This is a genomic window from Streptomyces sp. NPDC005281 (assembly GCF_040607495.1).
GTDB lineage: Bacteria > Actinomycetota > Actinomycetes > Streptomycetales > Streptomycetaceae > Streptomyces.
The window spans coordinates 31,270-55,272 of the sequence record NZ_JBEXGX010000006.1 but is presented as its reverse complement, the minus strand read 5'-3'; the positions used below and the strand labels follow the sequence as shown (position 1 = coordinate 55,272).

The following is a 24,003-nucleotide window of genomic DNA, read 5'->3' as shown; positions in this document are numbered from 1 at the left end:
GAGCCCGGGCCTGCCGCCGCACGGCCGCCGCGCGCGCCGGCCCGTGGTGGTCACCGTCCCCTGAGCTCGCGGTCGTCACGTTCCCGGAGAGGGGGCGACCCGGCTCACGGCGGTCACCAGTACCGCCACGGACGGGGTGTCCCGGGCGGCATCGGCGATCGCGGCTCTGACCGCCCGTGCCACGTCGACCGCCCGCTCGTCCCCGGAGACCTCCAGCTCGACGCGGATGTGGCGGCGCGGCAGGGCCGGATCCGAGGCGGGCGCGCTCTCCACGTGGACCGGCCGGCCCAGTACGTCCGTCAGACGGGTGACTCCTGGCACGGCCAGCGCGGCCGCCGCGATCCGGACCCCCTCGGGATCCTTCGGCACGGACGCCGTCCGTACGTCGTCGGCCGCCCCGGCGCCGGCCACGTCCCACGCCCCGGTGGCCGCCCCGCCTCCGGGGCTCTCCCGCAGGCCGTCGGCCGGTGCCGTGGCCCGCTCCCGCGCGCCGTCGGCCGTGACGGTCCCTGTCTCCCGCGGGCCGCCGGTCCCGTGATGCCGCACGTCGGCGGCCGGGACCGCCACGGGCGCACCTCGTTCCCCGTCCGCCGGGTCCGTCGCGGTTGCCCCGTCCTCCTCCAGCAGGTCCGTCACCCGCAGGTCCACTTCCGCGACGTCGAGCCCCAGGAGCCGTGTCGCGGCGGACACCACGCTCAGACGCAGCCGGGCCGCGACGGCCGGTAGGGGTTCGCCCCCGGGGGACACGGGATCCGCCGAGGCCCGGAACTCCGCGGTGACGCGCAGCGGACCGGGCGGCAGCGCGCTGGGCGGGGGCGGCACGGCCGGTGTGCCGGCCCGGTCCGGGTCGGCGAGCGCGATCCGCAGCGCCCCGAGCCGTACCCCCTCCAGGGCCGCCGCCTCCCGTCGCAGTACCGACTCGGCCGCCTCCTCCGTGATCCACGCGCCGTCGAGCGCGAGACCCAGCGGCAGGAGCCTGCCGAGCCCGAGCTGATGCCGTACCACCTGCGTCCACCGGTCCGCCGTCATTGCTCCAGCGTGCCGCATCCACGGCGCGCGACCGCGCGACCCGACCTACTGTGAGCAGAAGAGGACGACCGAAAGGGACGTACGGCGATGACCGACATGACCGAGCGGAACCGGACGGACAGCCCCGACACCGAGAAGGAGCCGCAGCAGACCCGTAAGCCCACCAGGCGCGGCGGCGGCGATCCCGCCACACGGGGACGGACCACGATCGCCGACGGTGTCGTGGAGAAGATCGCCGGGCTCGCCGCCCGGGACGTGGTCGGTGTCCACACGATGGGCAGCGGGCTGAGCCGGACCTTCGGAGCGGTCCGCGACCGGGTGCCGGGCGGTTCGACCAAGTCCGTGACGCGGGGTGTGAAGGCCGAGGTCGGAGAGCACCAGACGGCACTCGACCTGGAGATCGTCGTCGACTACGGCGTGTCGATCTCCGACGTGGCCCATGCCGTGCGCGAGAACGTCATCTCCGCCGTCGAGCGGATGACGGGGCTCGAAGTGGTGGAAGTCAACATCGCGGTGAGTGATGTGAAGCTTCCCGAGGAAGAGGACGAGGAGCCGGAGTCACGACTCCAGTGACCCCCGGGCCGGCGGAAGGCCCCGGACACCGAGGCCACCGCACCATGAGTGATCACGCGGCCACCGACTGCTGAGGAGCGCATCATGAGCTTGGCCGTGATCGGCATGATCGCCGGAATGGCGCTGGGCTTCGCCGGGTACTTCGGCGGCTTCGGCGCCTTCCTCCTGGTGGCCGCCCTGGGGGCCGTCGGGTTCGTCGTCGGACGGCTCCTGGAGGGGGACCTGGACATCGGCGACTTCTTCCGCTCCCGCGACGACCGGCGGCGGTGACGCGTGCCAGGTCATGCCGACCCGCCCGGTGAGAGCCGGCCGGGCCTCGCGGCCGTCCCGTCGCCCGAGCGGGGCGCCACCCGGATCGCCGACCGTGTCGTCGCGAAGATCGCGTCGCAGGCGGCGCGCGAGGCACTGCCCCCGCTGCCAGCCGACGCCGTGCCCCCGCACGCGACGGTCGTCGTGCGGCGGCAGGCCTCGGGCTCCGGGGGGACGGACGGCACCCCTACGCACAGTGCCCGGGTCCGGGTCAGTGTCGAACTCGGCTATCCCACCGACATCGGTGCCCGGTGCGGCGAGGTGCGTCGTCATGTCACCGAGCGGGTAGAGACGTTGGCGGGGATGGAAGTGCCCGAGGTGGCCGTCCAGGTGGAGCGGCTCCATCTGACGCACGAGTCCGGCGCGGTAAAGGGGGGGACGCAATGAGCGAGCCCCAGGGCTCCGAGGACACCCGCAAGACGCCCGTACTGGAGAAGGCGGAGGGCGGGGGCGACGCGGGCGCCCTCGGGCAGTCCGCCTCGGCCGCCGCCTACGAACCGCTGGGCACCGCAGGCGACGAGGACGGCCGCCAGGGCAGGTTCTGGTCCGCGCGCCGCGTTCCCGCGGGCATCCTCGCGTTCCTGCTCCTCGTGGCGGCGGGCGCCTTCCTGTACGACGTCGTGGCCGTGCGCGCCGGACGCTCCGCGCTGCGCTGGCGCACCTGGCTGGCCCGGCAGCTCGCCGAACGGCCGCTCGACGACACCGCGGTCCTCGTCGGCGCGGGCATCGCCGCCGCGATCGGACTCTGGCTGATCGTCCTCGCGGCCACACCGGGACTGCGGGACGTGCTGCCGATGCGGCGCACCCACGCCGACGTCCGGGCCGGACTGCACCGGGGCGCCGCCGCGATGGCGCTGCGCGACCGGGCCATGGAGGTCGCCGGGGTGCAGTCGGTCCGCGTGCGCGTGAAGCGACGGAAGGTGGACGTCCGCGCCAGGTCGCACTTCCGGGAACTCGACGATGTGCGCGCCGACCTCGACACCACGCTCGCCGACGGCATCAAGGGACTGGGACTGGCCCGATCGCCCGCCCTGTCGGTGCATGTCGCGCGCCCCGGACGGAAGGGGTGAGGTCCGTGCTGCGGATCGTCAACCGTGTACTGATCGGCTTCGTCGGGCTCGTACTGCTCGTGCTCGGCGGCTCCGTGCTCGCCGTCGGACTCGGCGTACGGCCGCCGTCGTGGTGGATCCACGACGGGCGGCACGACGTGCTGCTCAGCACCGCCGAACGGACCAAGTGGCGGGACCAGGGCTGGTGGTGGCCCGTGGTCATCGCCGCGCTCGCGGTGCTCCTGCTGCTCGCCCTGTGGTGGCTGGTCGCCGTCGTGCGGCGGCGTCGGCTCGCCGACGTGCTCGTCGACACCGGGGACGGCGCCGGCGCGCTGCTGCGCGGACGGGCCCTGGAGAGTGTGCTGGCGACCGAGACGGCCCGGCTGGCCGGCGTCGACCACGCGAACGTCCGGCTGACCGGCCGGCGCAGTCTGCCCGAGGCGCGGGTGCGGCTCCTGCTGGAACCGCATGTGGACCCTGGGCAGGCGCTGCGGCTGCTGACCGTGGAGGCCCTCGCGCACGCACGGGACTCGGCCGGCCTCGCGTCGCTCCCGGCGGAGGTGAGGCTGCGCGGCGTCAAGCACCGGGCCGAGCGCGTCACCTGACGCCGCGGGGCGGACGGGAACTGTCGGACAGGCCCTGGTGCCGCGGCACTTAGAACCCGCTGCGCATCCCGCCGTCCACCGGGAGCATGATGCCCGTGAGGTACGACGCGGCGGGGGAGAGCAGGAACGCGGCCGTGCGGCCGAACTCCTCCGGATGCCCGTAGCGGCGCAGCGGGATGCGGGCCTCGCCCGCGGCGCGAGTGGCCTCGGGGTCGGCGGACAGGCCGTCCAGGTGGCGGACGCGGTCCGTGTCGATGCGGGACGGCAGCAGTCCGACGACGCGGATGCCGCGCGGGCCCAGCTCGTCGGCGAGGGACTTGGCGAACCCCGCGAGGCCCGGACGCAGACCGTTGGAGATGGTGAGCCCGGGGATCGGCTCGTGCACCGAGCCGGAGAGCACGAAGCCGATGACACCGCCCTCGCCGAGTTCCCCGGCGGCCGCGCGGGCCAGGCGCACCGCACCGAGGAAGACCGACTCGAACGCCACCATCCACTGTTCGTCGGTGTTGTCCGCGGCGAACCCGGGCGGCGGTCCGCCGACGCTGATCAGGATGCCGTCGAAGCCGCCGAAGTGCTCACGGGCGCCGGCGATCAGGCGGGCCGGGGTCTCGGCGGCGCCGTTGTCGGCCGCGATCCCGACCGCGTTCGGGCCGAGAGCGGAGGCGGCGCCGACCGCGCTCCGCTCGTCGCGTCCCGTGACGACCACCTTCGCGCCGTCGGCGACGAGTTCGCGCGCGGCGGCGTTGCCGAGGCCCCGGGTGGCTCCCGTGACGACGTACACACGATCCTTCAGTCCAAGATCCATGGCCTCATCCTCCCTCATCCGGGTGGCATGGCCCCGTCCGCTCCGCCGCTCTCGTCGACGCCGAACAGGCTGAGGGCGGACACCACGAGACCGATGTGGCTGAAGGCCTGCGGGAAGTTGCCGAGCTGGCGGCCCGCGACCGGGTCGTACTCCTCGGACAGCAGTCCCAGGTCGTTGGAGAGGCCGACCAGCCGCTCGAACAGCTCGCGCGCCTCCTGTGTACGGCCCGTCAGATGCAGTGCGTCCGCGAGCCAGAACGAGCAGACGACGAAGGTGCCCTCGTCGCCCGGGAGCCCGTCGACGCCGGTCTCGGCGGCGCTGTAGCGGCGCACCAGGAAGCCGTCAGGTGCGAGTTCCGCGCGGACCGCGTCGACCGTGCCGATCACCCGCGGATCGTCGGGGGGCAGGAAGCCCACACGCGGGATGAGCAGCAGGGAGGCGTCGAGTTCGGTCGATCCGTAGGACTGCGTGAAGGTGTTGCGGGCGGGGTCGAAGCCGCGTTCGCACACCTCACGGTGCACCTCGTCGCGCATCGCCCGCCAGGCCTCGATGTCGCCGTCGAGCGTCGGGTCGTCCTCCAGGGTGCGCACCGCGCGGTCGGCGGCCACCCAGGCCATCACCTTGGAGTACACGAAGTGCCGGCGCGGGCCGCGCACCTCCCAGATCCCCTCGTCCGGCTGCCGCCAGGCCACCCGGAGGAAGTCCATCATGGCGCACTCCACCCGCCACATGTGGGGCCGGGACGGCAGGCCCGAGCGCCGGGCGAGCGACAGCGAGTCGATGACCTCGCCGTACACGTCGAGCTGCAACTGTTCCACGGCGCTGTTGCCGACCCGGACGGGCGAGGAGTCCGCGTAGCCGGACAGCCACGGGATCTCGTACTCCGACAGCCGGCGTTCCCCCGAGAGGCCGTACATGATCTGAAGGGCCGCCGGGTCGCCCGCCACCGCGCGCAGCAGCCAGTCGCGCCAGGCCTCGGCCTCCTCGTGGTAGCCCGCCGACAGGAGCGCGCCGAGGGTGAGGGTGGAGTCGCGCAGCCAGCAGTAGCGGTAGTCCCAGTTGCGGACGCCGCCGAGCACCTCGGGCAGCGAGGTGGTGGGGGCGGCCACGATGCCGCCGGTCGGCGCGTAGGTGAGGGCCTTGAGGGTGATCAGGGAGCGGACGACGGCGTCCCGGTGCGGTCCGTCGTAACGGCAGCGCGCCGCCCACGCCCTCCAGTCCTGGACGCTGGTCTCCAGCGCCTCGAAGGGATCGCACAGGGGCGGCCGGGGCCGGTGGGAGGGGTGCCAGGTCAGGACGAAGGCGACCTTCTCGCCCGCTTCCACGGTGAACTCGGAGTGGGTGCGGAAGTCCTTGCCCCAGGTGTGCACGGGCGGTTCGCTGCGCAGCCACACCGAGTCGGGACCCGCGACCGCGACCCGGTGGCCGTCCGAGCGTCGCATCCACGGCACGACCGAGCCGTAGTCGAACCGCAGCCGCAGCAGACTGCGCATCCGGACCCGGCCGCTGAGGCCTTCGACGACGCGTACGACATCGGGGGCGTGCTCGCGCTGCGGCATCAGGTCGGTCACCATGACCGAGCCCTCGGCGGTGTCCCACTCGGTGTCGAGCACCAGGGTGTCCGGGCGGTAGGCGCGCCGGGAGCACACGTCCGCGCCCTCGGGCGCGATCCGCCAGTGGCCGTTGTCCTCGTCGCCCAGCAGGGCCGCGAAGCAGGCCGCGGAGTCGAAGCGGGGCAGGCACAGCCAGTCGACGGAGCCGTCGCGGCTCACCAGCGCGGCGGTCTGTTCGTCCCCGATGAGCGCGTAGTCCTCGATGTGTCGGTGCACGGTGGACGGGTTCCCGAACGGGGCAACGGCCAATCGGGCCGCCAGAGTGGCGTGATGTCCTCGCCGGGCGGGACGGGGCAGTCGCGGCCCGCGCCGTGTCGCCGTGCGCCTGTCGCCGCGGGCCCAGGCCCCCGCTAGACGCCCGCCGGTTCCGCCTCCGGAGAGGTCTCCGCGGCGGCGGCCTCCGCCCGGTCCCGGCGCTCGCGGCGGACCAGGACCACGAAGCCGACGGGGACGCCCGCGGCGAAGAGCCACCACTGGATCGCGTACGCCATGTGCGGGCCGATGTCGCTGTGCTCGGGGTCAGGGATCAGCTCGGGGGAGCCGCCCTTGGGCGCCGGCGCGGTCTGCTCGACGTAGCCGCCGAGCACCTCCTTGCCGAGCCGCCGTGCCTCCTGGCCGCTGCCGATCAGCATGACCTGACGGTCGGGCAGGCCCCGGACGTTCTTGATGCCGCTGGCGGCGGTCGTCTGGTCGGCCATCAGCCGGCCGGTGACGGTGATCTCGCCCTGGGCGGGGGCCGGGATCTTCGGGAAGGCGGTCTGCGCGCCGTCCGCCGGGACCCAGCCCCGGTTGACCATGAGGACCCGGCCGTCGTCCAGGACGAACGGGGTCAGGACGTGGTAGCCGACCTCGCCGTCGGCGTTGGTGCGGCGGCGGACGACCTCTTCGTGCGCGGTGTCGAAGTGGCCCTTCGCGGTCACCCGGCGGAACAGGTCGGCGTCCCGGATCTGCCTGCCAGGCACGGTGACCGTCTCGGCGGGCACCGGATTCGCGGCGAGCGAGTCGGAGATCACCGTGTTCAGGGCGACCTTGTGCTCGTGCCGGTGGAGCTGCCAGAAGCCCAGCTTGATCATCGTCGGGATGAGGGCGAGGGCCACGAGGGTGAGGATCACCCACTGCCGGGACAACAGGAAGCGGTACACCCCATTCACGGTACTCGGCACGATTCGGCCCCCGACGGGAGGGTCCCGCCGAGGGCCGCGCGATGCCCTGTCCGGGCCGGGCCGGGACTCAGACCTTGTCGACGATCCCCGCCCTCCCCTCCGCGCGGGCGCAGTGCGCGCCGCAGTACCAGTGGCCGTCGACCTCGACACCCTGGCCGATGACCTGGACGCGACAGTGCTCGCAGATCGGGGCCATCCGGTGGATGGCGCAGGAGAAGCAGTCGAATACGTGCACGGCACCCTGTGCGTGCACTTCGAAGGTCATTCCGTAGTCATTGCCGCATACTTCGCATCTCGCCATGCGCCACAGGGTGGGGTGCCCGGGCGGCGCGGGCGAGCGGGCGCGGGGCGAGTCGCCCGTCAATCACCCGTACGCCCGTCACCTTTCCGACGCGGGTTCGACGTCACGCAGGAGCTGTCCGAACGCGGCCTCGTCGACCACCGGTGTCCCGAACTGCCGGGCCTTGACCACCTTCGACGTGCCGGAGTCCGGGTCGTTGGTCACCAGCAGGCTGGTGAGCCGGGACAGGCTCGTCGCGACGTGCAGCCCGGCCTCGACCGCCCGGTCCTCCAGCAGTTCACGGTCGACGGACGTGTCCCCGGAGAACGCGATCCGCATACCCTGTTTGAGAGGTTTGTCCGCCGCGTACCGCCCGGGGTTCGGATGGGGGCACGCGGGACGCTTGCGGGAGGGACGCCAACTCCCCGACGGGTAACCGCCGGACCCGTAGCCCGAGGACTGCCGTCCGATCCGCGGAGCCGCGGCGCTGTCCGACCACTCCTTGAGCGGCAGGCACTCCAGGAGCGGCAGGCGCACCCCGCCGTGCGCGGCGGCCCGCAGACTCGGCCGGAACGCCTCGGCCAGCACGCGCGCGTCGTCCAGCGCGTGGTGCGCCCGCTGCTGTACGACACCGAAGTGCGCGGCCAGCGACTCCAGCTTGTGGTTGGGCAGCGGCAGGCCCAGTTCCTTGGAGAGGGCGATGGTGCACAGGCGCTGGCGCACCGGCGCCTCGCGCTCCGCGCGCGCGTACTCGCGGGCGATCATCGACCAGTCGAAGACCGCGTTGTGCGCGACGAGCACCCGGCCGTCGAGCCGGGCGGCGAACTCCTCGGCGACGTCCCGGAAGAGCGGCGCGCCCTCGAGCATGTCGCTCGTCAGGCCGTGGATCCACACCGGGCCCGGGTCCCGCTCCGGATTGACCATCGTGTACCAGTGGTCCTCGACCTCGCCGCGCGCGTCCAGCCGGTAGACGGCCGCGGAGATTATCCGGTCGTCGCGGGCCAGTCCTGTGGTCTCCACGTCGACGACCGCGTATCCCTGCGGATACGCGGCCGGCCAGGAGGCAGGGGACGCTGCGGTCGTGAGGTCTTCGAGCATGGTCAATGAGGATACGGGCCCCGACCGACATCCCGGCCCCCGCCTTCCCGGATCCGGCGCCCTCGAAGGCCCGCCGCCGGACCGCCCCCGCGCGGACGCCGCAACCAGGCGCGGCGGTCCGGGCGTTGACACGCTCAGCCCAGCGCCGTCACCAGGTCCCCGGCCGTCAGGGCGTCCGGACCGCAGCCGTCGACGGGTCCGGGAAGCAGCGGGTGAACGGATCCGCTCGCTCCCTCGGGGTCGACCTCGCCGTGCACCGGCGCCGGCAGCACACGCCTCTTCGCGACCGCCTCGGCGCCGAACCCCGCCGCGTCCTCGGCCGGGCGGGGCAGCGAGCGGAAGCGGCGCAGCTCGATCAGGTCGGCCTCGCCACCCGACCGGACGTGCGGCAGCCGCAGCGCGTCCGTCGCAGTGGTGAGGTGCGCGGCGAGCGGCAGGCGCACGATGTCGCGCGTGCGCCGGTCCAGCAGGAGGCTGCCGAGCCGCCGGTTCTCGGGGCCACCGAATGGTCCTGTGGCCGGGGTGCCCGGGGTGCATGCCGAGTCGCTCTGTCGCCGTGTCACCGGGCCCGGACGTCCCGCCGGATGCGGTCCGGGGCCGTGTCCGGGTGTCCGGGCCGCCCCGGTCCGGGGCCGTATCCGGGTGTCCGGGCCGCGCACGGCTATGGACCTTTCGGCCGTGTGGTGCAAGCGTGCTGGCGCCCCAGCAGGTAGCGCCTACGAAGGGCGGTACGGACATGGCACGAGTGAGGTACGGCGCGCGGACCGAGGCGGAGATCACCGCGTCGCGCACCGCGAGCTCCGAACTCCCCGACATCTGGTCCACCGGTCTGGTGGCCGTCTGGGAGAGCGACCCGGACGCGGTAGCGGCGGTCCTGCCGCCTCCGCTGAAACCCACCGCACGGCCCCTGGTCCGGGTGAGCATCAGCAAGGTGGATCTGCCCGGATACCCGCTGGGCGCGGGCTCGTTCGCCGTCGCGGCCGCACACGGGGACGTCGAGGGCTGGTATCCGCTGGTCATGCCGATGACCCACGAGCGGGCCCTGATCGGCGGCCGTGAGGTGTTCGGGGAGCCCAAGAAGCTCGGCGAGGTGACCGTCGAGCGCGACGGACTCGTCGTGCGGGGCGTGCTCGCGCGGCACGGCATCGCCTTCGTCGAGGTGCGCGGCGCGGTGAGCGGATCCCTGCCGCTGCCCGAGCCCGCGCAGAAGACCGACTTCTACTTCAAGTTCCTTCCCGCGGTGGACGGTTCGGGGTTCGACGCCGATCCGGTCCTCGTGCACTGCCTGCGTGACGAGAAGGTCCGCAGGCTGGAGCGCGTCACCGGGGACGTCGTCCTGCGCGAGTCAATGTACGACCCGGTCGCCGATCTGCCCGTCCGCGGGCTGGTGGAGATCACCTTCGGCGAGAAGACCTCCGGCCAGCGGGGCAGGGTCGCCGAACGTGTCAGCGCGCAGGCCCTGTTGCCGTACATCCACCAGCGCTACGACGATCCGCGGCAGATCCTCGACGGTCCGCCCGAGGGGAGCGTGTGATGGAGCTGCGCGCGGGGCAGGTCGCGGTCGTCACCGGCGCGGCGAGCGGCATCGGGCTCGCGATGGCCCGGCGGTTCGCGGCCGACGGCCTGAAGGTGGTCCTCGCCGACGTCGAGGAGGGCGCGCTGGAGAAGGCGGCCGGACAACTGCGCGAGGACGGCGCCGACGTCCGCGCGCGCGTGGTCGACGTCTCGGAGCGCTCCGAGGTCCTCGCGCTCGCCGAGGACGCGTACGACACGTACGGCGCGGTGCACGTCCTGTGCAACAACGCCGGTGTCGGCTCCGGCGCCGAGGGCCGCATGTGGGAGCACGACCCGAACGACTGGAAGTGGGCCTTCGCCGTCAACGTGTGGGGCGTCTTCCACGGCATCCAGGCGTTCGTGCCCCGGATGCTCGCCGGGGGAGAGCCGGGCCACGTCGTCAACACCTCCTCAGGCGACGGCGGGATCGCCCCGCTGCCCACCGCCTCCGTGTACGCCGTCACCAAGGCGGCCGTGGTCACGCTGACCGAGTCGCTGTACGCGCATCTGAAGGCGGAACACGCGCGCGTGGGCGCCTCCGTGCTGTTCCCCGGGCCCCACATGCTCCGCACCGGCCTGTGGGAGTCGCACCGCAACCGGCCCGAGCGGTACGCGAAGGAGCGGCCCCGCAGGACCCCGTACCGCAGCCTCGCCCAGTGGGAGGCAGCGATGAACGAGGCGGGCCACGAGGTGCGGTTCACCCCCGTCGAGGAGGTCGCCGACCTCGTCGCCGAGGGGATCCGCGAGGGCCGCTTCTGGCTGCTGCCCGAGAGCGAGCACAGCGACCGGCAGATCCGGGCACGGTCGCGCTCGATGCTCGACCGGGCCGATCCGTCGTACCTGGAAAGCTTCATCCTCGACTGAGGGGGCGCGGTGACCGAACAGGACCCGTATCTGATCATCTCCTCCGACTGCCATGCCGGACTTCCCACCGAGGAGTACCGGCCCTACCTGGACCCCCGGTTCCACCGGGACTTCGACGAGTTCCTCGCGGGCCAGGGCCGGCGCCGCGAGGAGATGAACCGCCTCGGCATCCGCAACGAGGCCTTCGCGGACAAGTGGTTCCACGACAACGAGGAGGGCCTGCGCGGCGGTTGGGACTCCGCGCAGCGGCTCAAGGAGCTGGACGGCGACGGAGTGGCGGCCGAGGTCGTCTTCCCCGACGCGGACGCCGTGGACAGCCGCACCGCGGCCCCCTTCGGCGTGGGCCTCGGCCTCTCCGGCGACCAGGACCCGCAGCTCGGCATGGCGGGGGCGCAGGCCCACAACCGCTGGCTCGCCGACTTCGTCTCCGAGCACCCCGAACGGCACTGCGGGGTCGCCCTGTTGCCGGTGACCGGCGAGACCGACCGGGTGGTCGCCGAGGTGTACCGGGCCAAGGAGTCCGGTCTCGGTGCCCTGATGATCCCCTCCATGTGGGTCGACAAGGAGCCCTACCACGACCGCCGCTACGACCCCGTGTGGGCGGCCGCCGCCGAGTGCTCGATGCCCGTGCTCACCCATTCCGGCGCGGCCCCGCGCCACGAGTACGGCGACCACCTGGGGATCTACGTCTCCGAGGTCACCTGGTGGCCCGCGCGTCCCCTGTGGTTCCTGCTCTGGTCGGGGGTCTTCGAGCGGCACCCCGGACTCCGGTTCGGTGTCGCGGAGTCGGGCTGCTGGTGGCTCCCCAACCTGCTGTGGTTCATGGACCGGCTCTACCTCGGCGCCCACGGCGGCAAGAAGCTGTCGCCCTTCGCCGAGCTGAAACGGCCCCCGCACGAGTACCTGGACCGCCAGGTCTTCGTCTGCGCGACCAACACCAAGCGCCGCGAACTCGCCCAGCGTTACGAGATCGGCGTCGACAACATCCTCTGGGGCAGCGACTTCCCGCACCCCGAGGGCACCTGGCCCGACACCCGGACGTGGCTGGCGAAGACCTTCCACGACATCCCGGTGGCGGAGACCCGCCGCATGCTCGGTCTGGCGGCGGCCGAGGTGTTCGGCTTCGATGTCACCGAACTCGCCCCGCTCGCCCGGAGGATCGGCCCGACCCCGGCCGAACTGGGCCAGGACGAGGACCAGTCGGCGGTCGAGGCGTCCTGGGCGCGCTCGCGAGAGGTGGGCCGCCACTGGCTGACGGACCACGACTTCCCCGTGCTGGGAGTGAGCCCGTGACCGCCGCCGGTGCCGGGGACCGCTACACCGTCATCTCCGCCGACTGCCACGCGGGCGCCGATCTCCTCGACTACAAGCCGTACCTGGAGCGCCGGTACCACGACGACTTCGACGCCTGGGCGGCCGGCTACGTCAACCCGTACGAGGACCTGCTCGCCGACACCGCCGACCGGAACTGGAACTCCGCGCGGCGGATCGCGGAGCTGGAGGAGGACGGCATCGTCGCGGAGGTGGTCTTCCCGAACACCATCCCGCCGTTCTTCCCGTCAGGCTCCCTCATGGCACCGGCCCCGACGGCGGCGGAGTTCGAACACCGCTGGGCGGGGCTGCGGGCCCACAACCGCTGGCTCGCCGACTTCTGCGCGGCGGCGCCCGGCCGACGCGCGGGTGTCTTCCAGATCCTCCTGAACGACGTCGACGCGGCGGTCGAGGAGATCCACCGGGCGGCGGGCGCGGGCCTGAGGGGCGGGCTGCTGCTGCCCGGCACACCCCCCGGCTCGGGTCTGCCCGAGCTGCACGCACGGGCGTACGACCCGATCTGGGCGGCCTGCGCCGAACTGGGCGTCCCGGTGAACCATCACGCGGGCTCCGCCTCGCCGCCGCTCGGGGACGAACCGGCCGCCCGCGCGGTCTACATGGTGGAGACGACCTGGTTCTCGCACCGGGCGCTGTGGCACCTGGTGTTCGGCGGCGCATTCCGCCGGCACCCCGGCCTGAGGCTGGTGCTGACCGAGCAGGGCTCGGGCTGGATCCCCGGGGTGCTCGACATGCTGGACTACTACCACGGCCGGCTGGTCGCGGCGGCGGGCAGGGCGTCGACGGCCGAGTCGAAGTTCGGCGCGGGGCTGGCCGCGACGATGGGCGAACGCCCCTCCGAGGTCTGGCGCGAGCACTGCTTCGTCGGCGCCAGTTTCATGCGCCCCCACGAGGTGCCGCTCCGCGGACGCATCGGCCTCGACAAGATCATGTGGGGCAGCGACTACCCGCACGACGAAGGCACGCACCCCTACACCCGCGAGGGACTGCGGTTCGCCTACGCGGGGCTGCCGCGCGACGAGATCGCCGCCATGGTCGGCGGCAACGCGGCCCGCGTCTACGGCTTCGACCCGGCGTACCTCGACGGGATCGCCGCCAAGGCCGGTCCCACGGTGGCCGAGATCGCCGAACCCCTGGAGACCCCGCCCGCCGACGCGACGAGCCCGGTGTTCGCGAGAGGAGGCTCGGTGCGCGTGTGGTGAGGGGCGCGGGCCGCCTCCGGGATGCGATCCTCCCCGTGTGACGGAACCGACGCACGACGAGGCGGACGGCGAGGCGGACGGCGACGAGGAGAGCGACGCGCACCGCGAAGCCCACGGCGGCGCCCTCGGCTCGCGGCTGAACTGGCTGCGGGCCGCCGTCCTGGGCGCCAACGACGGCATCGTCTCCACCGCGGGCCTCGTCGTCGGCGTGGCCGGCGCCACGGGCGAGCGCACGGCGCTGTTCACCGCGGGCATCGCGGGACTGCTCGCCGGGTCGATGTCCATGGCGGCCGGCGAGTACGTCTCGGTCTCCACCCAGCGGGACTCGGAACTGGCGGCCCTCGCCACCGAGAAGCGGGAACTCAAGGAGCAGCCGGAAGCCGAACTGGAGGAGCTGACCGAACTCCTGGAGCAGCGCGGCCTGTCCCGGGAGGTGGCCCGCGAGGCGGCCGGGCAGCTCACCGAACGCGACGCGCTGCGGGCCCACGCCTCGGTGGAACTCGGCATCAACCCCGACGACCTGACCAACCCGTGGCACGCGGCCTGGGCGAGCTTCCTCGCCTTCACCGCCGGAGCCCTGCTGCCCCTGCTGGCCATCGTGCTGCCGCCCGAGAAGTGGCGGCTCGGCGTCACCGTGGTCTCGGTCCTGGCCGCGCTCGCCCTCACCGGCTGGAGCAGCGCACGGCTGGGCGCGGCGGACCCGAGGCGCGCGGTGCTGCGCAACACGGCCGGGGGAGCGCTCGCCATGGCGGTGACCTACGCGGCCGGAGCCCTGCTCGGAGCCGCCGGCCTCTGACCGTACGGCCCGGACGGGCGGCGGTTCCTGTCGGAGTTCACCAAGAAGCAAGCGCGTACCCCCGGTAATACTTAGTGGTGACAGCCTCTGTACGCGGCCGACCAGCGCATCTACGGTTCACCCATGCCGAACCTGCCCGACGTCGTGCTCCTGTCGATACCCGCCTTCGTCCTCCTCGCCGTGATCGAGATGGTGAGCGTCCGGATCCATCCGGACGACGACGCGGCGGGATACGAGCCGAAGGACGCCGCGACGAGTCTCGGCATGGGACTGGGCAGTCTGCTCTTCGACGCCCTGTGGAAGATCCCGATCGTCCTGGTCTACACGGCGGTCTATTCGCTGACGCCGCTGCGGGTGCCCGTCCTGTGGTGGACGATCCCGCTGATGCTGCTCGCGCAGGACTTCTTCTACTACTGGTCCCACCGCGGCCACCACGTGATCCGCCTCCTGTGGGCCTGTCACGTCGTGCACCACTCCAGCAGGAAGTTCAACCTCACCACCGCGCTGCGCCAGCCCTGGACCGGCTGGACGTCGTGGCCGTTCTACCTGCCGATGGTCGCCCTCGGGGTGCACCCGGCGGCGCTCGCCTTCTGTTCGTCGGTGAGCCTCGTCTACCAGTTCTGGATCCACACCGAGCGCATCGACAAGCTGCCCCGCTGGTTCGAGTTCGCCTTCAACACGCCCTCGCACCACCGTGTCCACCACGCCTCCCAGGGCGGCTATCTGGACCGCAACTTCGGCGGCATCCTCATCGTCTGGGACCGGCTCTTCGGATCGTTCGTCGCGGAGACCGAACGGCCCGTCTACGGGCTCACCAAGAACATCACGACGTACAACCCGCTGCGCGTGGCCACCCACGAGTACACCGCCATCGCCCGGGACCTGCGGGCGGCGGCGAACTGGCGCGAACGAGCCGGGCGGGTCCTCGCCGGCCCCGGCTGGCAGCCCACGCCGACGGACGGCGCGCGGAGCCCGGCCGCGGAGCCCGCCGCGCAGGGCCCCGTCACGGAGCCCGTCGCGCAGACCCCGGTCACGGAGTCCGTCGCGTGAGCCCGCGTTCAGCGCGCGTCCTGCTCGTCTGCTTCGCGCTGGCGGCGGCCGTCGACCTCATCTCGCTGCTCGCCGGAATCGACCCCGCGCACCGGATCGCCAAGGCGCTCCTGATGCCGCTGCTCGCCGCGTACGCCGGTGTGCGCGGCGCACCCCGGCTGCTCCTCGCGGCCCTGCTGCTCGGCTGGTGCGGTGACCTGGCGCTCCTCTCCGACGCCGACCCGGCCTTCCTCGTCGGCATGGCCTGCTTCGCGGCCGGGCACGTGTGCTACCTCATGCTCTTCCGCCGGACGGCACGCGTACGGGACGCACGGCTCGTCCTCGTGTACGCCACGGCCCTCGTCGCGCTCGTCGTCCTGCTGTGGCCCGGACTGCCGGCCGGCCTGCGGATCCCGGTCGCCGGCTACAGCCTGCTCCTGACCGCGATGGCGTACGGGGCCACGCGCCTCGGGCCCGTCGCGGCGCTCGGCGGCGCTCTCTTCATGCTCTCGGACACGCTGATCGCCACCGGCGTCGCCGACTGGCCGCAGCTGCCGAAGGCGGCCTTCTGGATCATGCTCACGTACATCGCGGCCCAGTTTCTGCTGGTCCGAGGTGTGCTCGGCCCCCTCGGCGCGCGACGCGCGCCCGTGGCGGCGTACGGTGAGATGCGCTCAACCACCCCCTGAGCGCATCTCACCCACGCCCCCCACGAGAGGGACCTCGCCATGCGCGCCACCACCATCCACGCTCCGTTCGACATGCGCGTGGAGGACGTTCCCGAGCCCATGGTGCAACTGCCCACCGACGCGATCGTGCGTGTGCTGCGCTCCTGCATCTGCGGCAGCGACCTGTGGGCGTACCGCGGCGAGGCGGCCCGGCAGCCGGGCCAGCGGATCGGGCACGAGTTCCTCGGCATCGTCGAGGAGACGGGCTCCGAGGTGACCGGCGTGCGGCGCGGCGACCTGGTCGTGGCGCCCTTCATGTGGTCCGACGGCGTCTGTGACTACTGCCGGGACGGGCTCACCACGTCCTGCCGCCACGGCGGCTTCTGGGGTGCGGTCGGCTACGACGGCGGCCAGGGCGAGGCCGTCCGCGTCCCCTTCGCCGACGGCACCCTCGTACAGCTGCCCAAGGAGGCGGCCTCCGACGACCACCTGCTGTCGGCGCTGCTGACCCTTTCCGACGTCCTCGGCACCGGCCACCACGCGGCCCTCGGCGCCGGCGTCCGCAAGGGCTCGACCGTCGCCGTCGTGGGCGACGGGGCCGTCGGCCTGTGTGCCGTTCTCGCGGCCAAGCGGCTCGGCGCCGAGCGGATCATCGCGCTCGGCCGCCACCAGGTCCGCACCGACATCGCGCTCCGCTTCGGCGCCACGGACGTCGTCGCCGAGCGCGGCGAAGCGGCCGTCGAGGCCGTCCGCGAGCTGACCGGCGGCCAGGGCGCGCACTGCGTCGTCGAGGCGGTCGGCACCGAGCAGTCCATGAGCACGGCGGTGAACATCACCCGAGACGGCGGTGCCATCGGCTTCGTGGGCGTGCCCCACGGCAGCGGTACGGGCCTCGACCTCGGCGTCATGTTCGACCGGAACATCGCCCTGCGCGGCGGGGTCGCCCCGGTGCGTTCGTACATCCCCGAGCTGCTGCCCGACGTCCTCGACGGCACCATCGACCCGTCGCCGGTCTTCGACATGACCGTCGGCCTGGAGGGCGTGCCCGAGGGCTACAAGGCGATGGACGAGCGAACCGCCCTGAAGGTCCTGGTCACCGGCTGACACGAACTCCGCCCGGCGGCACGGGGAGAGGATCCCCGGGCCGCCGGGCGCCTCGGCCTCTCAGGCCCACCGCGCGGGGTCCGTTCCCCAGCGGCCAGGCGGGCGGGACCAGTCGGTGGGGCCGCCCGCGAAGGAGACCGGGGGCAGGGCGTGGCCGAGGCGGCCGAGAGGGCCGGCCCGCTCGGAAAGCCAGGCGTCGGCGCGGTCGTACGGTTCCCCCGCCGAGGGGTCAGGTACGCCACCAGGTTGGCCCGCCGATGGGGTCGGCACGCTGCCGGGTTGCCTCGCCGAGAGGTCCGGTGCGCCACCGGGTTGCCCCGCGGAGGGGGTCGGCGCGCCGCCAGGTCGGCCCGCCGAGGGATCCGGCGCCGTACGGGGTGAGGTGGTCGGCGCCGCGCCGGGTTCAGCCTTCGAGGGGTCCGGCGTCGCGCCGGGTCCGCCCTTCGAGAGATACGACGTCGCGTCGGGTGCCTTCTGTCGCTCGATACCGGTCGTCAGCCACATAGCCGTGCGCGCCAGCGCCAGCCGTACGACGCGGCCTCGGCCCGACTCCGCCCGCTCGGTCAGTGCCCGCAGGACGGCCGCCGCCAGCAGATACCCGGTGCCGTGGTCGAGCGCCTGTGCCGGCAGGGCGCCCGGCCGCCCGGGCGATCCCTCCGTCACGGCGATCCCGGTGGCCACCTGCACCAGGCTGTCGAAGCCCCGCCGCCCGCCCCAGGGCCCGTACGTCCCCCACGCCGACACCTGGGCCACCACGAGGCCCGGATCACGCTCGGCCAGCGCCTCGGGGGAGAGCCCGAACCGGTCCAGTGCGCCGGGCCGGTAGCCAGTGACGACCACGTCGGCAGACGCCAGCAGTTCGTCGAAGGCGCGCCGGTCGGCCGTCAGGTCCAGCACGGTCGACCGTTTGCCGAAGCCCGTGTCTGCGTGCGCGTCCGGGTCCTCGGGCAGCAGCGGCCCGTCCACCCGCAGCACGTCGGCGCCCAGCAGGGCGAGCGTGCGGGTGGCCACCGGGCCCGCGATGACCCGGGTCAGATCCAGGACGCGTACCCCGGCGGCGGGCAGCAGCGGAGCGCCGGCGGGCAGCGGGGAGAGGACACGAGGGCGCGCACCGGACCCTCCGGCCGGCCCGTCCCACTCGATCAGCGGCCGCCGCGCCAGGGCGAGCCCCTGCTCGTGCGCCGCCCACTCCTGCGGTGTGCGCAGCGCCACGGCGAGCCCGCCTGCGCTGTACACGGTCTCCTCGACCTCCCGCGCGGACCGCCCGGCGAGCAGGGAGGCCACGTCCTCGGCGCTCGCGTCGTCCGCCGCCCCCAGCGCGTCCAGCAGCCTGGACCGGTGATGCGGATAGTTCGCGTGCGTCCGCACCCAGCCGTCCGCCGTCCGCCAGAACCGCGACAGCGGAGCGAAGCCGACCGGCGCGCGCCCGTCGATCCGCAGATGCCGTTCGCTGACGAAGGCCGTGGCGACGGCACCGTCGTCCACGCTCACCCGCGGCGAGCGCGCGAGCCCGGCCCGCCGGGCCCCCAGCTCGGCGGCGGCCAGGGCGCAGGCGCCCACGCAGGCGCGCGCCAGCTCCCGTACGGGCAGGGCGGCTTCCAGCGCGCCCGCCCGCGCCACGGTCGAAACCCCGGGAAGCAGCGCCGGGTCTCCCCCCAGCTCGTCCCACACAGCGGCCATCGGTGCATGCGTCATACCGGCACTATGCAGCGTGGACGCGATCAACATACGAGGCGGCCCGCGGCGGCGTGGCCCCGGCCGTCGCACAGGACGGCCGGGGCCACGAGCCAACAGGACTGCGGTGAGTGTTACTTGACCGCCCGCAAGGCGTTGACGATGCCGAATCCGTAGAAGCCGTTCACGTGCTTGCCGCCCGCGCAGGTCGCGTCGACGACGCCGTCGCCGTTCCCGTCGTAGGGCGCCGTCGGGCAACCCGGGTTGTCGGCCTGGGCCTTGAGGAAGAGCTGGAGCTGAGCGGGCGTCGCCCAGGGGTACTTGGACTTCAGCAGCGCGGCGACGCCCGCGACGTGCGGTGTCGCCATCGAGGTGCCCTGGAGGAAGCCGTACGTGTTGTTCGGCAGCGTGGAGAGGATGCGGCCGTTCTGCGAGGGCGTGTCCGGGATCTGGTAGCGGTCGCCGCCGGGTGCCGCGACGTCGATGACGCCGTCGCCGTAGCTGGAGAAGTAGGACTTGCCGCCCTTGACGCCGGTCGAGGCGACCGTGACGACACCGGGCAACTGGGTCGGGATGTCGAAGCACTTGTGCGGGTCGACGGTCCGGGTGGTGGCGGTCGAGTCGTCGGGGCTGGACGCGTCGGTCAGCGCGTTCGAGTCGAGGTCGTCGTTGGAGTTGCCCGCCGCGGCGACGTTCAGCGTGCCCTTCCGCTGGGCGTACAGCTGGGCGCGGTTGACGGCGTCGACGATGGCCTTCTGGTCCGGGTCGTCGAGGCAGTTGTACAGCCACGGGTCCACGTAGTAGCTGTTGTTGGTGATCTCGACGCCGTGGTCGGCGGCGAACACGAAGGCGCACACGACGCTCTCCGGGTAGAACAGCTGCGTGGAGTCGGGCTCGGCCACCGTGATGCCCGAGACCTTCACACCGGGGGCGACCCCCGCGACGCCGATTCCGTTGCGGGCCGCCGCGATCTCGCCCGCGACGTGCGTGCCGTGGTAGTGGTCGGCGTCCACCGGACGCCAGGAGCCGTACGTCGTGTCGGGCTTGCCGCCCACACAGTTCGCGGACTGCGAGGCGGAGAAGTTCGGCGCGATGTCGGGGTGCGTGTCGTCGACGCCGACGTCGATCACCGCGACGGTCACCTTCTTGCTGCCGGGGTTGATCGCGGCCGCCTTGTCGGCGCCTATCGCGCGCAGATCCCACTGGTCGGCCTCGAGAGGCTCCTGGCCCGCGTCGGCGGTCTTCGCGACCTTGGCGGCCTCGGCCGCGGACAGCACCTGCACCGCGCCCTCGTCCGTCGTGCCCGCGGCCTTCAGCGGCGAGGTGCGGGTGGCACCGGCCGACTGCACCCCGCGTACCGTCCGGATCTGCCGGCCGAAGTCCGGGTTCGCCGAGTGGACGACGATCACGCCGATCTGCTCGTACGCGATCACGACACTGCCGCCGGCCGACGCGATCGCCTTCTTCACCGACGCGATCGTCCGGTGGTCCGTCGTCGTGTTGACCACGTACGAGAGGTTCGGCCCGTCCGCGCTCGTCGCGGCGGGCGCGGCGAGAGGTGTGGCCGACGCGGCGCCCGGCAGGAAGCCGAGCGAGGCGGTGAGCGAGAGAACGACCGGCACGGCGAGCGCGAGACGGTGTCTGGAACGCAGATGAGCCATGGGATCTCCACATCATCCGGAAAACGGAGCTGCCCGAACACGGATGGTGCTCGGGCAGGTACATGACGGAATGGTGCAGGCCGAAGCTATCCCGCCGCCGACCGGGCCAGCAATGACTTGCGGCGACGACTTCCGAAAGAAGCCCGGGACTCGCGACGGCGACTTGCGAAAGAAGCAGGCCGGGTTGAACCGGTCCACGCGTGGCGCCGTGACCTGGGGCAGGGAGCCCGTGGACGATCGAGCCCCCAGTTCGAATCACGGAACGGATGCAATCGATCGCATTCCGTCACGTGACGCACGTCGATGTGAGGCCGAAGTCCCATGCCCGTACCCGAACCGTCCCCGTCCGCGGGCCCCGACCCGCTCCCGTCCACCGTCGCAACCGCACCAGCAACGCGAGGAGACACCGTGGCCACCGACGCACCACCACCCGCGCAAACCGGAGCCCAGCTCCCGTCCACCGAGAAGTTCGTCGAGATGCAGGAGAGTGCCGAGTTCGGTGAACTCCGCAGCTCCCACCGCTCCTTCGCCTTTCCGCTGACCGTCGGATTCATCCTCTGGTACCTGCTGTACGTGCTGCTCTCGAACTACGCGGGCGGCTTCATGGGCACCAAGCTGTTCGGCAACGTCAACGTCGCCCTGGTTCTCGGCCTCGGCCAGTTCCTCACCACCTTCCTCATCGCCTGGTGGTACTCGCGGCACGCGGCCGCTCACCTCGACCCCAAGGCCGACGCCATCAAGTCCCGGATGGAGGGCGGCGCATGAGCCCCGCACGGACCACCGCGCACCAGGCAGTACTGGCCGCGGGCGAGGCGAGCCAGCACCGCCCGCTGATCATCACCCTGTTCGCGGTGTTCGTCGCCGCGACCCTCGTCATCACCGTCTGGGCCGGCCGCCAGACCAAGGACGCCGCCGACTTCTACGCGGGCGGCCGCCAGTTCACCGGCTTCCAGAACGGACTCGCCGTCTCCGGCGACTACATGTCCGCCGCCTCCTTCCTCGGTATCGCCGGCGCGATCGCCCTCTTCGGCTACGACGGCTTCCTCTACTCCATCGGCTTCCTGGTCGCCTGGCTGGTGGCCCTGCTCCTGGTCGCCGAACCGCTGCGCAACTCCGGCCGGTACACGATGGGCGACGTCCTCGCCTACCGCATGCGCCAGCGCCCGGTCCGTACCGCCGCCGGCACCTCCACCATCGTCGTGTCGATCTTCTACCTGCTGGCCCAGATGGCGGGCGCGGGCGTCCTCGTCTCGCTGCTGCTGGGCATCACCAGCGACGGCGGCAAGGTCGGCATCGTCGCGCTCGTCGGCGTCCTGATGATCGTGTACGTCACCATCGGCGGGATGAAGGGCACCACCTGGGTGCAGATGGTCAAGGCGGTCCTGCTCATCGCGGGAGCCGTGCTGCTCACCTTCCTGGTCCTGCTGAAGTTCCACTTCAACATCTCCGACCTGCTCGGCAAGGCGGCCGAGAACAGCGGCAAGGGCTCGCCCTTCCTGGAACCAGGGCTCAAGTACGGCGCCACCTCGACCACCAAGCTGGACTTCATCTCTCTCGGCATGGCACTGGTCCTCGGCACTGCGGGCCTGCCGCACATCCTGATCCGTTTCTACACCGTGCCCACCGCCAGGACCGCGCGGAAGTCCGTCAACTGGGCGATCGGGCTCATCGGCGTCTTCTACCTGATGACCCTCGCCCTCGGCTTCGGCGCCGCCGCGCTCATCAAGCCGGACGAGATCATCGCCTCCAACAAGGCGGGCAACACGGCGGCACCCCTGCTCGCCCTGCACCTCGGCGGAGTGGACTCCAGCTGGGGAGCGATCCTGCTCGCCACCATCTCCGCCGTCGCCTTCGCCACGATCCTCGCGGTCGTCGCGGGACTGACGCTCGCCTCGTCCTCCTCCTTCGCGCACGACATCTATGCGAACGTCATCAAGAGGGGGCAGGCGTCGGAGAAGCAGGAGATGAAGGCCGCCCGGTACGCGACGGTCGGCATCGGCGCCGTGTCCATCCTGCTCGGAGCCCTCGCCCGCGACCTCAACGTCGCCGGTCTGGTCGCCCTCGCCTTCGCGGTCGCGGCCTCCGCCAACCTGCCGACGATCCTCTACAGCCTGTTCTGGAAGAGGTTCACCACCGCGGGCGCGCTCTGGTCGATCTACGGCGGCCTGGTCACGGCGGTCGGACTGGTGCTGTTCTCCCCGGTCGTCTCCGGCAAGCCGTCCTCGATGTTCCCCGACGTCGACTTCCACTGGTTCCCGCTGGAGAACCCGGGCCTCATCTCCATCCCGGTCGGCTTCCTGCTGGGCTGGCTCGGCACCGTCCTCTCCAAGGAGGAACCGGACGCCGGCAAGTACGCAGAGCTGGAGGTCCGCTCCCTGACCGGCACCGGAGCGCATTAGGGCAGGCCCGGAGCCCCGGCATCGCGCGGGCCCGTCGCAGGCCGCCGGTGGATCACCACTGGTAGGTCCCTACGACGGGCCCGCGCCGCGTCTCGTGTGATCGGGCCGCTGTTGTTGTCCGTCCCGTCACGTAGGCTCGCAGGTATCCGGACAACGAGATCGGCGACGAGGGAGGGGGCCCACGTGCTCATCGACACCTACGGCCGAGTGGCCACCGACCTGCGTGTGTCACTGACGGACCGGTGCAACCTCCGCTGCACGTACTGCATGCCCGAAGAGGGCCTGAGCTGGCTCGCCAAGCCCGATCTGCTCACCGACGACGAGATCGTCCGCCTGATAGGGATCGCGGTCACCCGCCTCGGCATCGAGGAGGTCCGCTTCACGGGCGGCGAGCCCCTGCTGCGACCGGGCCTGCCCGGCATCGTCGAGCGGGTCGCGGCCCTCGCCCCCCGCCCCCGGATGTCCCTCACGACCAACGGCATCGGCCTCAAGCGCACCGCGGCCGCCCTGAAGGCCGCCGGACTCGACCGGGTGAACGTCTCCCTCGACACCCTGCGGCCCGACGTCTTCAAGACGCTCACCCGCCGCGACCGGCACAAGGACGTCATCGAGGGCCTCGAAGCCGCCCACGCCGCCGGCCTGACCCCCGTCAAGATCAACTCGGTCCTGATGCCGGGCCTGAACGCCGACGAAGCCCCGGACCTGCTGGCCTGGTCCATGGAGCACGAGTACGAACTCCGCTTCATCGAGCAGATGCCCCTGGACGCCCAGCACGGCTGGAAGCGCGACGGCATGGTCACCGCCGGCGACATCCTCGCCTCGCTGCGCACCCGCTTCAGGCTCACCGGGGAAGGCGCCGACGAGCGGGGTTCCGCCCCCGCCGAGCGCTGGATCGTCGACGACGGCCCGCACCGCGTCGGCGTCATCGCCTCGGTCACCCGCCCGTTCTGCGCGGCCTGCGACCGCACCCGGCTCACCGCCGACGGCCAGATACGCACCTGTCTGTTCGCCACCGAGGAGACCGATCTTCGCGGCGCACTGCGCTCGGGCGCGCCCGACGAGGAGATCGCCGACGCCTGGCGCGCCGCGATGTGGGGCAAGAAGGCGGGGGCGGGCCTGGACGACCCGTCGTTCGTGCAGCCCGACCGCCCGATGTCGGCGATCGGCGGCTGACGGGGGCTGTTCCCCGCCGGACGACG

25 protein-coding genes are annotated in these 24,003 nt (G+C 72.6%); 16 read left to right on the top strand and 9 right to left on the bottom strand.

The features are described 5' to 3' along the window. Positions 1 to 75: 75 nt before the first annotated feature. Positions 76 to 1,029: a nucleopolyhedrovirus P10 family protein gene (locus ABZV42_RS10825; RefSeq protein WP_356051658.1), complete on the bottom strand. Its 954-nt coding sequence runs from the start codon at positions 1,027 to 1,029 to the stop codon at positions 76 to 78. An 87-nt stretch (positions 1,030 to 1,116) separates the two neighbouring features. On the opposite strand from ABZV42_RS10825, the gene ABZV42_RS10820 reads away from it, so the two are divergent. From ABZV42_RS10820 to amaP, 5 genes are all read left to right on the top strand, one after another. Then, positions 1,117 to 1,602, top strand: a complete 486-nt coding sequence (locus ABZV42_RS10820) for an Asp23/Gls24 family envelope stress response protein (protein ID WP_355985629.1) — start codon at positions 1,117 to 1,119, stop codon at positions 1,600 to 1,602. 84 nt (positions 1,603 to 1,686) lie between these two features. Further along, positions 1,687 to 1,872, top strand: coding sequence for a hypothetical protein (locus ABZV42_RS10815; RefSeq protein WP_355985627.1), 186 nt, complete (start codon positions 1,687 to 1,689; stop codon positions 1,870 to 1,872). 3 nt (positions 1,873 to 1,875) lie between these two features. Continuing rightward, a complete protein-coding gene (locus ABZV42_RS10810; protein WP_356051656.1) occupies positions 1,876 to 2,298 on the top strand; it encodes an Asp23/Gls24 family envelope stress response protein in 423 nt (140 codons plus the stop codon). Then, positions 2,295 to 2,981, top strand: a complete 687-nt coding sequence (locus ABZV42_RS10805) for a DUF6286 domain-containing protein (RefSeq protein WP_355985623.1) — start codon at positions 2,295 to 2,297, stop codon at positions 2,979 to 2,981. The genes ABZV42_RS10810 and ABZV42_RS10805 overlap by 4 nt, the downstream gene beginning before the upstream one ends. A gap of 5 nt (positions 2,982 to 2,986) precedes the next feature. Continuing rightward, on the top strand, positions 2,987 to 3,565 hold the full coding sequence (amaP, locus tag ABZV42_RS10800) for an alkaline shock response membrane anchor protein AmaP (RefSeq protein ID WP_355985621.1): 579 nt from the start codon (positions 2,987 to 2,989) through the stop codon (positions 3,563 to 3,565). Positions 3,566 to 3,614: 49 nt separating this feature from the next. On the opposite strand, the gene ABZV42_RS10795 is transcribed toward amaP, so the two are convergent. The 6 genes from ABZV42_RS10795 to ABZV42_RS10770 all read right to left on the bottom strand — a co-directional run bounded on the left by ABZV42_RS10795 (position 3,615) and on the right by ABZV42_RS10770 (position 9,087). Further along, positions 3,615 to 4,370 (bottom strand): SDR family oxidoreductase, encoded by a 756-nt coding sequence (locus ABZV42_RS10795; protein WP_355985619.1) that lies wholly within the window; start codon positions 4,368 to 4,370, stop codon positions 3,615 to 3,617. A gap of 14 nt (positions 4,371 to 4,384) precedes the next feature. Beyond that, positions 4,385 to 6,199: a glycoside hydrolase family 15 protein gene (locus ABZV42_RS10790; RefSeq protein ID WP_356051654.1), complete on the bottom strand. Its 1,815-nt coding sequence runs from the start codon at positions 6,197 to 6,199 to the stop codon at positions 4,385 to 4,387. A 134-nt stretch (positions 6,200 to 6,333) separates the two neighbouring features. Continuing rightward, positions 6,334 to 7,125, bottom strand: coding sequence for an SURF1 family protein (locus ABZV42_RS10785; RefSeq protein ID WP_355985615.1), 792 nt, complete (start codon positions 7,123 to 7,125; stop codon positions 6,334 to 6,336). 88 nt (positions 7,126 to 7,213) lie between these two features. After that, a complete protein-coding gene (locus tag ABZV42_RS10780) occupies positions 7,214 to 7,447 on the bottom strand; it encodes a hypothetical protein (protein ID WP_355985614.1) in 234 nt (77 codons plus the stop codon). A 78-nt stretch (positions 7,448 to 7,525) separates the two neighbouring features. Further along, entirely contained in the window at positions 7,526 to 8,524 is a 999-nt protein-coding gene (locus ABZV42_RS10775) for a DEDDh family exonuclease (protein ID WP_356051652.1), read from the bottom strand. A gap of 134 nt (positions 8,525 to 8,658) precedes the next feature. After that, positions 8,659 to 9,087, bottom strand: coding sequence for a hypothetical protein (locus tag ABZV42_RS10770; RefSeq protein WP_356051650.1), 429 nt, complete (start codon positions 9,085 to 9,087; stop codon positions 8,659 to 8,661). Between the two features lie 173 nt (positions 9,088 to 9,260). Between ABZV42_RS10770 and ABZV42_RS10765 the strand changes: the two genes are divergently transcribed. From ABZV42_RS10765 to ABZV42_RS10730, 8 genes are all read left to right on the top strand, one after another. After that, the gene (locus tag ABZV42_RS10765) at positions 9,261 to 10,058 is read left to right on the top strand and encodes an acetoacetate decarboxylase family protein (RefSeq protein WP_356051649.1); all 798 of its coding nucleotides are present in this window, start codon (positions 9,261 to 9,263) and stop codon (positions 10,056 to 10,058) included. Continuing rightward, a complete protein-coding gene (locus tag ABZV42_RS10760; protein WP_355985606.1) occupies positions 10,058 to 10,942 on the top strand; it encodes an SDR family NAD(P)-dependent oxidoreductase in 885 nt (294 codons plus the stop codon). The genes ABZV42_RS10765 and ABZV42_RS10760 overlap by 1 nt, the downstream gene beginning before the upstream one ends. 9 nt (positions 10,943 to 10,951) lie before the next feature. Further along, positions 10,952 to 12,235 (top strand): amidohydrolase family protein, encoded by a 1,284-nt coding sequence (locus ABZV42_RS10755; protein WP_356051647.1) that lies wholly within the window; start codon positions 10,952 to 10,954, stop codon positions 12,233 to 12,235. Beyond that, positions 12,232 to 13,473: an amidohydrolase family protein gene (locus ABZV42_RS10750; protein ID WP_355985604.1), complete on the top strand. Its 1,242-nt coding sequence runs from the start codon at positions 12,232 to 12,234 to the stop codon at positions 13,471 to 13,473. Before ABZV42_RS10755 ends, ABZV42_RS10750 begins: the two co-directional genes overlap by 4 nt. A 136-nt stretch (positions 13,474 to 13,609) precedes the next feature. Further along, the gene (locus ABZV42_RS10745; RefSeq protein WP_355985716.1) at positions 13,610 to 14,269 is read left to right on the top strand and encodes a VIT family protein; all 660 of its coding nucleotides are present in this window, start codon (positions 13,610 to 13,612) and stop codon (positions 14,267 to 14,269) included. A gap of 123 nt (positions 14,270 to 14,392) precedes the next feature. Next, a complete protein-coding gene (locus ABZV42_RS10740) occupies positions 14,393 to 15,319 on the top strand; it encodes a sterol desaturase family protein (protein ID WP_355985603.1) in 927 nt (308 codons plus the stop codon). Further along, positions 15,316 to 15,987, top strand: a complete 672-nt coding sequence (locus tag ABZV42_RS10735) for a lysoplasmalogenase (protein ID WP_355985602.1) — start codon at positions 15,316 to 15,318, stop codon at positions 15,985 to 15,987. The genes ABZV42_RS10740 and ABZV42_RS10735 overlap by 4 nt, the downstream gene beginning before the upstream one ends. 39 nt (positions 15,988 to 16,026) lie before the next feature. After that, positions 16,027 to 17,070 (top strand): zinc-dependent alcohol dehydrogenase family protein, encoded by a 1,044-nt coding sequence (locus tag ABZV42_RS10730; RefSeq protein WP_355985601.1) that lies wholly within the window; start codon positions 16,027 to 16,029, stop codon positions 17,068 to 17,070. A gap of 60 nt (positions 17,071 to 17,130) precedes the next feature. On the opposite strand, the gene ABZV42_RS10725 is transcribed toward ABZV42_RS10730, so the two are convergent. Together ABZV42_RS10725 and ABZV42_RS10720 are read right to left on the bottom strand one after the other, a co-directional pair. Then, positions 17,131 to 18,765 carry a CoA transferase gene (locus ABZV42_RS10725; RefSeq protein ID WP_356051644.1) on the bottom strand — a complete coding sequence of 545 codons (1,635 nt, stop codon included), beginning with the start codon at positions 18,763 to 18,765 and terminating at the stop codon, positions 17,131 to 17,133. 113 nt (positions 18,766 to 18,878) lie between these two features. Further along, positions 18,879 to 20,405, bottom strand: a complete 1,527-nt coding sequence (locus ABZV42_RS10720) for a S8 family serine peptidase (protein ID WP_355985599.1) — start codon at positions 20,403 to 20,405, stop codon at positions 18,879 to 18,881. A 408-nt stretch (positions 20,406 to 20,813) separates the two neighbouring features. Between ABZV42_RS10720 and ABZV42_RS10715 the strand changes: the two genes are divergently transcribed. The 3 genes from ABZV42_RS10715 to moaA all read left to right on the top strand — a co-directional run bounded on the left by ABZV42_RS10715 (position 20,814) and on the right by moaA (position 23,977). Then, a complete protein-coding gene (locus ABZV42_RS10715; protein WP_355985597.1) occupies positions 20,814 to 21,170 on the top strand; it encodes a DUF485 domain-containing protein in 357 nt (118 codons plus the stop codon). After that, the gene (locus ABZV42_RS10710) at positions 21,167 to 22,804 is read left to right on the top strand and encodes a cation acetate symporter (RefSeq protein WP_355985595.1); all 1,638 of its coding nucleotides are present in this window, start codon (positions 21,167 to 21,169) and stop codon (positions 22,802 to 22,804) included. The genes ABZV42_RS10715 and ABZV42_RS10710 overlap by 4 nt, the downstream gene beginning before the upstream one ends. A gap of 183 nt (positions 22,805 to 22,987) precedes the next feature. Then, complete coding sequence (gene moaA / locus ABZV42_RS10705) at positions 22,988 to 23,977, top strand: GTP 3',8-cyclase MoaA (RefSeq protein ID WP_355985593.1); 990 nt, start codon at positions 22,988 to 22,990, stop codon at positions 23,975 to 23,977. Positions 23,978 to 24,003 lie beyond the last annotated feature (26 nt).